This is a genomic window from Actinoplanes sp. NPDC026670, from assembly GCF_040638175.1.
Taxonomy (GTDB): Bacteria; Actinomycetota; Actinomycetes; order Mycobacteriales; family Micromonosporaceae; genus Actinoplanes.
The window spans coordinates 157,003-168,576 of record NZ_JBEZXU010000010.1 but is presented as its reverse complement, the minus strand read 5'-3'; the positions used below and the strand labels follow the sequence as shown (position 1 = coordinate 168,576).

Annotated in this window: 13 protein-coding genes; 5 read left to right on the top strand and 8 right to left on the bottom strand. The window is 71.1% G+C overall.

The annotated features are described in order from the left end of the window. Nucleotides 1-610: 610 nt before the first annotated feature. From AB0E94_RS12970 to AB0E94_RS12940, 7 genes are all read right to left on the bottom strand, one after another. Nucleotides 611-2,128, bottom strand: coding sequence for a VCBS repeat-containing protein (locus AB0E94_RS12970; protein WP_360325769.1), 1,518 nt, complete (start codon nt 2,126-2,128; stop codon nt 611-613). A gap of 59 nt (nt 2,129-2,187) precedes the next feature. Beyond that, nucleotides 2,188-2,853: a response regulator transcription factor gene (locus tag AB0E94_RS12965; RefSeq protein WP_360325767.1), complete on the bottom strand. Its 666-nt coding sequence runs from the start codon at nt 2,851-2,853 to the stop codon at nt 2,188-2,190. Further along, on the bottom strand, nt 2,850-4,019 hold the full coding sequence (locus AB0E94_RS12960) for a histidine kinase (protein WP_360325765.1): 1,170 nt from the start codon (nt 4,017-4,019) through the stop codon (nt 2,850-2,852). The genes AB0E94_RS12965 and AB0E94_RS12960 overlap by 4 nt, the downstream gene beginning before the upstream one ends. Nucleotides 4,020-4,196: 177 nt before the next feature. Next, nucleotides 4,197-4,967: an ABC transporter permease subunit gene (locus AB0E94_RS12955; RefSeq protein ID WP_360325763.1), complete on the bottom strand. Its 771-nt coding sequence runs from the start codon at nt 4,965-4,967 to the stop codon at nt 4,197-4,199. Then, nucleotides 4,964-5,842: an ATP-binding cassette domain-containing protein gene (locus AB0E94_RS12950; RefSeq protein WP_360325761.1), complete on the bottom strand. Its 879-nt coding sequence runs from the start codon at nt 5,840-5,842 to the stop codon at nt 4,964-4,966. Before AB0E94_RS12950 ends, AB0E94_RS12955 begins: the two co-directional genes overlap by 4 nt. 94 nt (nt 5,843-5,936) lie before the next feature. Next, complete coding sequence (locus AB0E94_RS12945; protein ID WP_360325759.1) at nt 5,937-6,155, bottom strand: hypothetical protein; 219 nt, start codon at nt 6,153-6,155, stop codon at nt 5,937-5,939. A gap of 220 nt (nt 6,156-6,375) precedes the next feature. Beyond that, nucleotides 6,376-6,615 (bottom strand): hypothetical protein, encoded by a 240-nt coding sequence (locus AB0E94_RS12940; RefSeq protein ID WP_360325757.1) that lies wholly within the window; start codon nt 6,613-6,615, stop codon nt 6,376-6,378. Nucleotides 6,616-6,959: 344 nt separating this feature from the next. On the opposite strand from AB0E94_RS12940, the gene AB0E94_RS12935 reads away from it, so the two are divergent. The 5 genes from AB0E94_RS12935 to mmuM all read left to right on the top strand — a co-directional run bounded on the left by AB0E94_RS12935 (nt 6,960) and on the right by mmuM (nt 10,931). After that, complete coding sequence (locus tag AB0E94_RS12935; protein WP_360325755.1) at nt 6,960-7,850, top strand: helix-turn-helix transcriptional regulator; 891 nt, start codon at nt 6,960-6,962, stop codon at nt 7,848-7,850. Continuing rightward, nucleotides 7,840-8,052, top strand: a complete 213-nt coding sequence (locus AB0E94_RS12930; protein WP_360325753.1) for a DUF397 domain-containing protein — start codon at nt 7,840-7,842, stop codon at nt 8,050-8,052. Before AB0E94_RS12935 ends, AB0E94_RS12930 begins: the two co-directional genes overlap by 11 nt. A 134-nt stretch (nt 8,053-8,186) precedes the next feature. Continuing rightward, complete coding sequence (locus AB0E94_RS12925) at nt 8,187-9,233, top strand: magnesium and cobalt transport protein CorA (protein ID WP_360325842.1); 1,047 nt, start codon at nt 8,187-8,189, stop codon at nt 9,231-9,233. Nucleotides 9,234-9,269: 36 nt separating this feature from the next. Beyond that, on the top strand, nt 9,270-10,019 hold the full coding sequence (locus AB0E94_RS12920; protein WP_360325751.1) for a maleylpyruvate isomerase family mycothiol-dependent enzyme: 750 nt from the start codon (nt 9,270-9,272) through the stop codon (nt 10,017-10,019). Between the two features lie 12 nt (nt 10,020-10,031). Then, the gene (mmuM, locus tag AB0E94_RS12915; protein WP_360325749.1) at nt 10,032-10,931 is read left to right on the top strand and encodes a homocysteine S-methyltransferase; all 900 of its coding nucleotides are present in this window, start codon (nt 10,032-10,034) and stop codon (nt 10,929-10,931) included. A 1-nt stretch (nt 10,932) separates the two neighbouring features. Here mmuM and AB0E94_RS12910 read toward each other — a convergent pair whose 3' ends face one another. Beyond that, complete coding sequence (locus tag AB0E94_RS12910) at nt 10,933-11,499, bottom strand: hypothetical protein (protein ID WP_360325747.1); 567 nt, start codon at nt 11,497-11,499, stop codon at nt 10,933-10,935. Nucleotides 11,500-11,574: the final 75 nt, after the last annotated feature.

Below are 11,574 nucleotides of genomic sequence, written 5' to 3'. Positions count from 1 at the left end.
AGGTCTACTGCGCCGGGGAGACCTTGCAGCTTTCTTCCCGTCGGGACATGGAAAGGGCTGCAAGATCGGCGCGAGGGTGCAGAATCGTGCAAGATCCGCGGCCGGCGAGCGGCGAGCCACGGGCAGCGAACCGGGGTGCCAAGCCGTGCGGAACCAGGCACAAGCCGCCGAGACGCCAAGCCAGGGGGAGGCGTCACGGGCGAGGAGACGTCATTCGCCTGAGGGCTGAGTCTCATGAGATCTGTCAGTTTTGAGGTCCCGGTACATGTGTCACCCAGTGGCGATCTTGGGCCGGCTGGGTGGGACTTGCCCTCGACCCGCTGGACAGCCCGGGAATGCGGCCGGCCCGGCAGGACGCTGCCCGGCGGAACGCTGACCCGGCAGGACGCTGGCCCGGCGGAACGCTGACCCGGCAGGACGCTGACCCGGCCAGACGCTGACCCGGCGAGACGCTCGCCCGGCCAGACGCTCGCCCGGCCAGACGCTCGCCCGGCCAGACGCTCGCCCGGCCAGACGCTCGCCCGGCGGGACGCTGGCCGGGTGGGACGCTGGCCGGGTGGGACGCTGGCCGGGTGGGACGCTGGCCGGGTTTGGGTGGGTTTGCTTCGGGTCAGCCGCCGAGGATCACCAGTTCGGTTCGGCCGCTTGCGGTTCCGGTTTTCTGGACCATCATCAAGTCGGGGCGGGTGTCGGTGTTCCAGTCGGTCACCAGCAGGTCGAGGTGGGCTGACACGCCCGGCGCGGTGTCCACCACGGCCAGCTGGCGGCTCAGCTTGGCCGCGCCGTCGAGGACCCGCACCTGGGTCTTGCCGTCGGTGGTCGTCGACGTCCGCATCACCAGCACGTCGGGGTGGCGGTCGTTGTTGTAGTCGGTCACCGCGATCCGGCGGTCCGCGTTCGCCGGCTCGGCCGTGGCCGTCACCGGGAGCAGGTGGCGCTGGAAGTTCGTGGCGCCGTCGAGCACCTGCACCTCCATCTTTCCGCTGGCGGTGCCGGACGTCTGCGTGACCACCAGGTCGACCCGTCCGTCACCGTTCCAGTCGGCGGCCGAGAACCGGGACCTGTCGTCGGTGGCCGGCAGCGCCGTGGCGACGTGGTCGGCCAGCAGCCGCCGGAACGCCGAGGCACCGTCGAGGACACTCACCTCGGTGTGGCCGCCGGCGGTGCCGGAGCGCTGCACCACGATCAGGTCGGGCCGGCTGTCGCCGTTGACGTCGGCGACCGCGTACGCATGCCGGTCGTCGGTCGCGCCGAGCGCGGTGCTCCTGGTCAGCAGCAGGGTCGCGAAGCCGGTGGCGCCGTCCATGATGCGGACCTCGGTCTTGCCGGTGGCCGCCGACGAACCCTTGACGAGGATCAGGTCGGGTTTCTTGTCCGCGTTCCAGTCGGCGAGCGCCAGCTCGTGCCGCCCGTCGAGCGCACCCAGCTCGGTGCCGGTGGCGACGAGCGCCTTCTGATAGGGGCCGGACGGCACGGCGGGAGGAACCGGGGCGACGGGCGTCGGTGCAGGCGCGGGCCGGCCCCACAGCGCCGACACGATGAGCGACGCGTCGTGCGCCTCCGGCGTATAGGCCAGCGGGAACGCCGACCGTTGCACACGCTGGCAGATCGCCCCGATGTCGCCGCTCATCCAGCTGTCACCCGGGTACTTGCGCAGCATCGAGTCGAGGAACGCGTTCGTGGCGTACACCGGGTCGAGCAGCTGGTCGGGCCGCCCCCACCCTTGCGAGGGCCGCTGCTGGAACAGGCCGAGGCTGTCGTGGTCGTAGGCGACCGCATGGTTGTGCAGGGTGCTCTCGGCGATGGCCGTGGTCAGCGCGATGACCGCGGCGCGGGGCCCGAGCCCGCGGGCCTGCACGGTGTCGATGATCGCCCGGGCGCAGGTGATGCTGCGGCCGCTGACCGCCGGGCCGAGCCGTCGCCCGTTCATCGCCGGCCGGAGCTGGTCGGCGACCGATTCGTCGGCGGCCGTGGTCACACCCGGCTGGCACGGGGCGAGCGCGCTCTGGTGCGGTGGCCGCGCCGTGACAGCCGGCCCAACAGCCTGTGCCGTGGTGGGCGGATAGAGGACCGCCGCCGCGATCGTCGCCGCGGAGAAGCCCGCTCGCCGTGCCCGTTTCGATGCCATGTAGTACCCGACCCCCGTCGTCGAACCACCTGCCGCCCTAATCTGCCACACATCCCCGTTCACCCGAAAGGCGTAGAGCGGGGCGCGAGTCCGTTCTCGTAGGCGTAGACCACGATCTGCACGCGGTCCCGGAGTTCGAGTTTGGCGAGCAGCCGTCCGACGTGCGCCTTCACGGTCGCCTCGGACAGGTGCAGGCCGGCGGCGATCTCGCTGTTCGACAGGCCCCGGGCGACACAGGTGAGTACCTCGCGTTCGCGGTCGGTCAGCCGGTCCAGGCGCTGGTCGGTCACCGGCCGGGGCAGGTGCGGCAGGGCGATGTCGAGCAGCCGCCTGGTCACGGCCGGGGCGACCACGGCGTGCCCGCCGACGACCGCGTGGACGGCGTTGACCAGTTCGGCCGGTGGCACGTCCTTGAGCAGGAAACCGCTGGCCCCGGCACGCAGTGCGGCGTACACGTACTCGTCGAGGTCGAAGGTGGTGAGCATCAGGATGCGGGCCGGGCTGCCGGAGCCGACGATCTCGCGGGTCGCCTCGATGCCGTCGAGGACCGGCATCCGTACGTCCATGAGCACCACGTCGGGCCGCAGCGCCCGGGCCATGGTGACCGCCTGGGCGCCGTTGCCCGCCTCGCCGACGACGGTGATGCCCGGTTGCGCCTCCAGCACCAGGCGGAGTCCGAGCGACAGCAGCGGCTGATCGTCGGCGAGCAGCACCGACACGGTCATCCCGGAACCTCCAGACTCGTGTGGACCCGCCACCCCGGCCCGTCGCGTGGCCCGGCCTCGACCCGGCCGCCGTACGCGGTGGCGCGTTCCGCCATGCCGGCCAGCCCGTGCCGGTCGCGGACCCCGGCCGGCCGCGCGACCCGGCCGGCCCCGTCGTCGACGACTGTCACCTCGACCGACTCCGGGCGGTAGCGCAGCCAGACCTCGGCCTCGGCCCGCGGCCCGGCGTGTTTGAGGGTGTTGGTGAGCGCCTCCTGCACGATCCGGTACACGGCCAGTCCGGTGCCCGGCCCCCACTCGCCGGGCATCCCCTCCCGGTGCAGGCTCACCCGTACTCCCGCGGCTTTGACTCTCTCGACCAGCGCATCGATGTCGCCGAGCCCGGGTTGCGGCACCCGGATGCCCGGCTCCGGCCGGGCCGTGCCGCGCAGCACCCCGACCAGCCGCCGCATCTCCCCCAACGCCTGCCGGCCGGTCGCCGAGACCTGGCCCATCACGTCGGCGGCGCGCTGCGGCGCCGACGCCGCGGTCACCGCGGCGCCGTCGGAGAGAGCGACCATCACCGCGAGATGGTGGGCGACCACGTCGTGCATCTCGCGCGCAACGCGCGCCCGTTCATCGGCGACGGCGAGCCGGGCCCGCTGATCGCGGTCCTGTTCCAGTCGCTGGGCGCGATCTTCCAAGGCCATCAGGTACGCGGTACGCGTCCGCTGGTTGACGCCGACCAGGACGACGGCGACCGTGACCGCGGACACCGCCGCGAACGCGCCCCAGGCCGGCCCGTCCTCGATCCGGTTGCCGAACCCGGGCAGCACCGTGATCACGGCGGCCGGCCACGCGAACCGGGCCGGACGGTAGCGGGCGACCGCGTGCAGGGCGGTGAGGGTGACGGCCAGCGCGGCCGGCGACTGGGCGCCCATCATCTGCGAGACGATGAACAGCCCGGTCGCCGCCGCGAAGACCAGGACCGGCGCCCGGCGGCGCCAGATCAACGGCACCGGGAGCACAGCCACCGAGATCCAGTCCAGCGCGTCGGTGGGTTCCAGGGTCGCGCCGGTACGGCCGGTGAGCACCAGTGCGCAGGCCAGCGCCACGAGAGTGGCGATCCCGGCGTCGGCCAGCAGCGGGTGGCGGCGGGCAGCGGACCGGAGGACGCTCAGGCTCACCGTTCCATTGTGGCCCGCCCGCCCGCCCGCTCGCGCCCGCCCGCTCCCCGGCACCCGCCCTTTCCTCGGCACTCGCCCCCTCCCCGGCACCGGCCCGTTCCTCGGCGTCGTCCCGTTCCTCGGCACCGGCCCGCTCCTCGGCACCGGCCCGCTCCTCGGCGCCGGCCCGCGAAGAGGTCACGGGTCGCGGCGCCACAGCATCGTCCCGCCTGCGGCCAGGGTCAGGACCGTCCACGCGACGACGATCAGGGCGGCCGGGCCCGGCGCCAGCATCTGGAACGGGTTGCCGGTGTCGACGGCGTACATCGCCTGCGCGGCCGCCACCGGCACGTATCGCACCACGTCGTTGGCGAGGTGTTCGGGCAGCGCGGGTTGCAGGATCGCCGGCAGCACCAGCATGGTCAGCACGTAGACGGTGATCGCGGCGGCGGTGTGCCGGACCAGCGCGCCGATCCCGAGCCCGATCAGGGCCAGCGCGACCGGGGCGGCGGCCGCTCCGAGCAGGGCCCGGGCCGGGATGCCGGCGTGCTGTCCGGCCGGGAGCAGCGCCTGGCCGGCGATCATGGCGGCCAGGCAGGCCAGCAGCGTCGCCGGGAACGCCACCAGGATCAGCGCGACCGCCTTCGCGAGCAGCACCGGCACCCGGCGGGGCACGGCCGCGAACGTCGCCCGGATCAGCCCCGAACCGAACTCACCGGTGATCATCAGGACGCCGAACACGCCCAGGATCAGCGAGATCACGTCGACACCCAGGAACGACTGCGCGGTCAGCGCGCGGGGTGAGACCTCGGCCCCGGCCGTACGATAAATGTTGATGTTGATCGCGATCGCAAGGCCGACGGTGATCAGCGCGGCGGCCGACAGCACCGCCCAGGTCGAGCGCAGGACGATCAGTTTGCCGAGTTCGGCGCGGGCCACCCGGGCGAACGAGATCCGGTGGGCGCTCATCGGGTGAGGTCCATGTAGGCCTGTTCCAGCGAGGCCCGATGTGGGGTCAGCTCGTGGAGGATCGTGCCGTGCGACGCCGCGAGCTCGCCGATCCGTTCCGCGGCCAGCCCCGCCACGACGAGCGTTCCCGCCTCGCCCACGGTGACCGTGGCGCCGGCGGCGGTCAGCGTGGTGTGCAGGAGGTCCGGATCCGGCGAGCGGACCAGGCACCGGTTCACGCCGGCCCGCGCGATCAACTCGTCGATGCCCATGTCGGCGAGCAGCCGCCCGCCGCCGATGACCAGCAGATGGTCCGCGGTCACCGCGGTCTCGCTCATCAGATGGCTGGACACCAGGATCGTCCGGCCCTGTGCCGCCAGATCCTTCAGCAGCGTCCGGATCCAGAGCACGCCGTCCGGGTCGAGGCCGTTGACCGGTTCGTCGAGGATCACCACCGCCGGGTCGCCGAGCAGCGCCGACGCCACCCCGAGCCGCTGGCTCATCCCCAGCGAGAAGCCTCCGGCCCGCCGATCGGCCACCGCGCCGAGGCCGGCCGCCGCCAATACCTCGGTCACCCTGCGGGCGCCGATCCCATGGGTACGGGCGAGGCCCGCCAGATGCTGCCGTGCGGTACGGCCGCGGTGCACGGCCCGTCCCTCCAGCAGCGCGCCCACCGCGCAGAGCGGCGCCGGCTGAGTCCGGTAGGGCCGGCCGTCGACAGTGGCCGTACCCGAGTCGGGCCGGTCCAGCCCGATGATCATCCGCATGGTGGTCGACTTGCCGGACCCGTTCGGCCCGAGGAACCCGGTGACCCGTCCCGGCCGAACCGTGAACGACAGCCCGTCGACGGCGGTCGTCGCGCCGAAGCGCTTGGTCAATCCCCGTACTTCAATCATGCGGCCGACGCTATGGGCGCTCGCGCCTGCCCGGGGAGCGCCTGAGGTCGCGTTCCGGCGCCCGCCGGCTACGACCTGGGTAGCATCCGGCCGGTCAGAGGATCGAGGTGACGTCGAACCCGAGCAGGTACGCCGCCGAGGTGATCGCGATCGCGATGACCATGGCGAACCCGATCAGCAGCCCGAGCCCCGCCCCACCGATCAGAACGGTCCGCCCCACCGTGAGCGAACTGTCGACGATCGCCCGCCCCAGCGAGGGGTACACGATCGGGGCGGACTGGAAGGGCGGGAGCTCGATGCGCTGTGCGTTCATGCCGAGAACGATCCACCCGCCACCTCAAGCCAACCTCCAGCGACCGTCAAACCCGGCGCAAACGTCGGGGCCGGTGTCCATCCAAGGGATGGATTCCCGGTTGCCGATTCCCAACACCCTTGTCGTTGGCCTATAGTCTCGTGCATGGACCACGGCTCGTTCACCTGCACTGATGTCGGCGCCCGGGGCACCCGGCGTCCGCGCGATCGGAGGGGTGACGTCATGCCGCCCACCTGACGAAACGCTCGGCCAGCTCGCTCACCGGCTCGTGGCGCAGCGGGCCCATCACGGCGTGCTCCAGCTCGTTCCACATGCGGATGGCCAGCTGCGGGCGGTCGTGACCCATGGTGACGATCAGGTATTCGCGGGCCGGGTCGCACGGCCAGGGCTTCAGGCAGCAGAGGCATTGGTACGACGTACGGTCCGCCTGGTGGGCCAGGCCCATCTCCTCAACGGTCACGACGACCACGTGCCACGAGCTCGGGCCGGCAGGCGATGCAGTCGAGCGTTCGCCCGCATCCCGGGCACCATCGGCCCCGATTTCGTCCGCACAGCAGTCCGGCGATCAGGCCGGTGCAGAGTCCCACAATCGCAGCGATGGCGAACATCGTCACTCCCGGGTGGTCGGTTACGTCGTGCGGGTTCCGATATTCGACGTTTCGGATTTCCGATGGCAACACTTCAGCGCTGTTTTCTCGATTCGATCAAGGCAATTCACCCCGATCGGCAAATGACCTATCAGAATGACGCTCGAAACCTTCCAATCGGTAACCCTGACGCCTCTCAGAACGAACAGGGGAACATGTGTCAGCATCCACCAGCGTCGGTTCCACCATTCCCCGCCGGACACTCGGCATCGCTTTGCGCAGAGCGCGCGAGGATGCTCAGGTCACCATGACCGACGCCGCCGAGGTGATCGGCCAGACCGTGCAGAGCCTGCGCCGGATCGAGCACGGCGCGGTCTCCACCCCCAAGGGCAAGGTCACCCTGCTGTGCCGCTACTACGGTGTCCCCGAGACCACTCGCACGGTCCTCGAGCAGCTGGCCGGCGAGACCAGGTCCAAGGGCTGGTGGCACTCCTACGGCGATGTCGTCCCAGCGTGGTTCGAGCTCTACGTCGCCCTGGAACAGACCGCCGACCGCATCCGGACCTTCGAGCCGTGGCTGATGCCGGGCCTGCTCCAGGACATCGGCTACATGGAGGCGGCGATACTGGCCGTCGAGCCGGGCCTGGGGCCGGAGCAGGTCGCCGCCCGCGTCAAGGTGCGCCGGTCGCGGCAACGGCAGCTGAGTCGCGCGTTTCCGCCGCCACCCCGTTTCGAGGCGATCATCGCCGAATCGGTTCTGCTCGCCGAATTGCCGGCGGGGGTCATGCGCGCTCAGATCTGGCGCCTATTGCAGGCGACCGAGTTGCCCAATGTCTCCTTACGGGTGATTCCACTCTCGGCGGGTTTGCACCGCGCGTCGGTCTCCGGAGCATTCGGATTGCTCGACTTCCCAGCTGAGAACGGAAATAGGCCACCGAGCACCGTCTACAGCGAGAGCCAGACCGGAGCAATTTACCTAGACAAACCATCCGAGATAGATGTATATATGGACGTATGGGCGGCCATGGAGAGAGCCGCACTCACCGAATCCCAATCGGTCGAGTCAATGTCACAAAGGTTGAAGGAGCTGAACGATCATGAATGCTGATCTCACCGGCGCGGAGTGGCGGAAGTCGGCCCGGTCCGGCGGCAGCGGTAACTGTGTCGAGGTCGCCCTCGACCTGCCCAACGCCGCCGGCCACGTCGCGGTCCGGCACAGCCAGCGGCCAGGGGCCGAGGTGATCCTCTACACCGACTCCGAGTGGGCCGCGTTCGTCGGCGGCGTCCGCGACGGCGAATTCGACAAGTAGTCACCGAGCCGGGCCGGTGGTGGGCGCCCGCCACCGGCCCGGCTTGACGTCGAGCGGCTTCTTGCGTACCCCCGGAAAAGCCGTAACGTCGACCCGACGCGGACCGTGACCAATCCGGGGGTGAATCGATCTTGGTGGCGCGTGGCTCCTGGCAACCGCCCCGGCGGGCCGACCACACCGCGATCGTGGGTTGCGACCTGTTCGTCGACGGGGTGTCCGTCGAGAGTCCCGGCTCGGCCGCCGACCTGGAACGACTGCACGAGAGGGCGCGGGAGCAGGCGGACGGCTTCGTCTGGCTCGACCTGCACGAGCCGACCGAGGCGGCGCTGACCCGGGTCGCCGGAGTGTTCGGCCTGCATCCGCTCGCGGTCGAGGACGTTCTGCATCGTGAGCAGCGGGTGAAGATCGAACGCTACGACGACGTGGTGTTCCTCGTGATCCGGGCCGCGCACTACGCCGAGCACGAGCAGTTCACCGCCACCAGCGAGATCGTCAGCACCGGGTTCGTCAGGTTGTTCGTCGGCCCGCACTTCGTGATCGCGGTCCGGCAGGGCACCGTCATGGAGCTCAGCTCGCTGCGGTTCGAGTTGAGCACCAGCCGGAAAAGGCTCGCCGGCGGCCCCTGGTCGGTGGTGCACGAGATCCTGGACCGGCTCGTCGACGTGTACAACGACGTCGCGGCGGCGCTCCAGACCGACGTCGACCTGATCGAGGCGGCCGTCTTCACCCCCGGGCACGACGTCGCGATCGAGCAGATCTACCAGCTGAAACGGCAGCTGTTGCGGTTCAAGGCGGCGGTGCTTCCGCTGCACCGGCCGCTCGTCGCGCTGGCCGGAAGCCAGTTCGCCGACCTGCCCAAGGAGACCCGCCGCTATCTGCGTGACGTCGCCGACCACCACGCGGCGGCCGTCGAAGAGGTGGTCGCCCTCGACGAGGTGATGAACGCGCTGCTCCAGGCCCGGCTGACGCAGCTGAGCGTGAACCAGAACAACGACATGCGCCGCATCGCCTCCTGGGCGGCGATCGCCGCGCTGGTCACCACGATCGCCGGGATCTACGGCATGAACTTCACGAACATGCCCGAACTGAGCTGGCGGTACGGCTACCCGAGCGTGACCCTGTTCATGCTGGTCAGCGTGGCCGTCCTGTACCGGCTCCTACGCCGCGCCGGCTGGCTGTAGCACCGCTGTCACGGACCGGCGTGCCAGGATGAGCGAATGCTTGTCGATCAGTTCGTCGAGACACTCCGGGTCGATGGCGAGCGGCTGGCCGGGGCGGCCGAACGGGCCGGCCTCGACGCCCCGGTGCCCACCTGCCCCGGCTGGCGGGTCACCGACCTGGTGCGGCACGTCGGCGGGGTGCATCGGTGGGCGGCCGCCCACGTCGTACAGCAGCGGAAGAAGCCTTTCGAACCGGATGACGAACGCGTGTTCTTCGCCGCCCCCGACGACGACGGGCTGCTCGACTGGTTCCGGGACGGGCACCACGCCCTGACCGTCGCGCTCGGCGCCGCCGATCCGGGGCTCGACTGCTGGACGTTCCTGCCCGCCGGATCGCCGCTGGAGTTCTGGGCCCGGCGGCAGGCCCACGAGACCGCCATCCACCGCGCCGACGCCGAGGCCGCGACCGGCGCCCGGCCGCTGTGGCGTCCCGAGTTCGCCGCCAACGGCATCGACGAGATCCTCAACTGCTTCTTCCAGCGCCGGCCGGAACGGCTCGCCGCCGACCCCCCGTTGAGCGTGTCGCTGCGCGCCACCGACATCGAACAGTCCTGGACTCTGAGGATGGAGAAGGACCGGCTGTACGTGGACGCCGGGCACCGGCCGGCCGGTCTGAACCTCACCGGAACCGTGTCGATGCTCTACCTGCTGCTGTGGAACCGGGCCGGCACCGAGGACCTGACCGTCGACGGCGACCCGGAGATCTGGGAATCCTGGCGCGGCCGGGCCACCATCAACTGGACCTGAGAGGCATCCACCGTGGAATCCCTGGCCACCGCGTTGTCCGCCGGCCCGGTCGTGCTCGACGGCGGCCTGGCCACCGAGCTCGCCGCCGCCGGCCACGACCTGTCCGACCATCTGTGGTCGGCCCGGCTGCTGCACGACGAGCCGGCGGCGATCATCGCCGCGCACCTGGCGTTCCTGCAGGCCGGTGCACAGGTCGTGATCACCGCCAGCTATCAGGCCACCTTCGAAGGACTGGCGCGGGCCGGTTTCGGCGACGACGTGGCGACGGCGCTGCTCACCCGGAGTGTCACGCTGGCCCGGGAGGCCAGGCAGCGCGCCGGCACCGACCGGCCGCTGTGGGTGGCGGCCTCGGTCGGGCCGTACGGAGCGATGCTCGCCGACGGCTCCGAGTACCGCGGCCGTTACGGGCTGAGCGTCGACGAGCTGGCCCGGTTCCATCGACGGCGGATGGGGGTGCTCGCCGAGGCGGGCGCCGACGTGCTGGCGCTGGAGACGGTTCCGGACGTGGACGAGGCCGAGGCGATGCTGCGGGTGGCCGGGGAGCTGGGGATGCCGGCGTGGCTGTCGTACACGATCGACGGCGACCGGACCCGGGCCGGCCAGCCCCTCGACGAGGCGTTCCGGCTGGCCGCGGGCGTGCCGGAGGTGATCGCGGTGGGCGTGAACTGCAGCGACCCGGGCGATGTGGCGCACGCGACCGGGGTCGCCGCCAAGGTGACCGACAAGCCGGTGGTGGTCTACCCGAACAGCGGCGAGATCTGGGACGCCACCGCCCGCGAGTGGACCGGCTCGCCGGGCTGGGGCCCGGAGCCGGTGCGCTCGTGGCTCGACGCCGGGGCGAGACTGGTCGGCGGCTGCTGCCGGGTCTCCCCGGCCCAGATCGCCGGCCTGACCGGCCACATGCGAGCCTGACTCAGCCGGCCGGTTTGCTGATCGCCTGGATGTACAGCTCGTAGGCCAATGGCGCCAGCTCTTCCTGCCCGGCGACCTCGGTGAACTTGATCGGCCGGGGCCAGCCGCCGCGGTGCCGGAACGCGAACATGGTCCGCGCTTTGGCGCCCACCACCTTCACCTGCATCTGCAGTGGAACGCCCATGCCGTCGATGCGGGCCAGCCGGTGCCACGGGATGGTGCGGATCACCCGGCCGGTCGGGCCGGTGGCGACGTAGCCGCCCGGATAGAGATAGATGGCCCGGCGGGTGACGTTGCCGATCGCGAGTTGGGCGAGCAGGTACGCGAGCCCGCCGCCGACGACGGTGTAGATCAGGACGACCAGCCACTCCGGTTCGCGGCCGGAGCCGGCCAGGTACATGACGATCGACCCCACCATGACCAGCAGGAGGGCGGCGACCATCGCGAAGTAGGCCCAGGTGATGACCGCGAAGACGCGGGCGTTCGGGTGCCGGAACCGCTGCACCAGCGGTCCGAAGTCGGCGGTCTCGGCGGCGTTGCGGACGCGGGGCGGAACGATCTCTGGCACAGGCTCTCCCGAGGGCGGCGACGTCGCGGCCAGGGTAGACACCGGCCGCCATGGGCCGTTCCGGCGAATCCGGAA

What these genes read in the sequence shown, in the direction of transcription:
- AB0E94_RS12970 (WP_360325769.1), bottom strand. Translation starts at nt 2,128, where the DNA reads ATGGCATCGAAACGGGCACGGCGAGCGGGCTTCTCCGCGGCGACGATC.
- AB0E94_RS12965 (WP_360325767.1), bottom strand. Translation starts at nt 2,853, where the DNA reads ATGACCGTGTCGGTGCTGCTCGCCGACGATCAGCCGCTGCTGTCGCTC.
- AB0E94_RS12955 (WP_360325763.1), bottom strand. Translation starts at nt 4,967, where the DNA reads ATGAGCGCCCACCGGATCTCGTTCGCCCGGGTGGCCCGCGCCGAACTC.
- AB0E94_RS12950 (WP_360325761.1), bottom strand. Translation starts at nt 5,842, where the DNA reads ATGATTGAAGTACGGGGATTGACCAAGCGCTTCGGCGCGACGACCGCC.
- AB0E94_RS12945 (WP_360325759.1), bottom strand. Translation starts at nt 6,155, where the DNA reads ATGAACGCACAGCGCATCGAGCTCCCGCCCTTCCAGTCCGCCCCGATC.
- AB0E94_RS12930 (WP_360325753.1), top strand. Translation starts at nt 7,840, where the DNA reads ATGAATGCTGATCTCACCGGCGCGGAGTGGCGGAAGTCGGCCCGGTCC.
- AB0E94_RS12920 (WP_360325751.1), top strand. Translation starts at nt 9,270, where the DNA reads ATGCTTGTCGATCAGTTCGTCGAGACACTCCGGGTCGATGGCGAGCGG.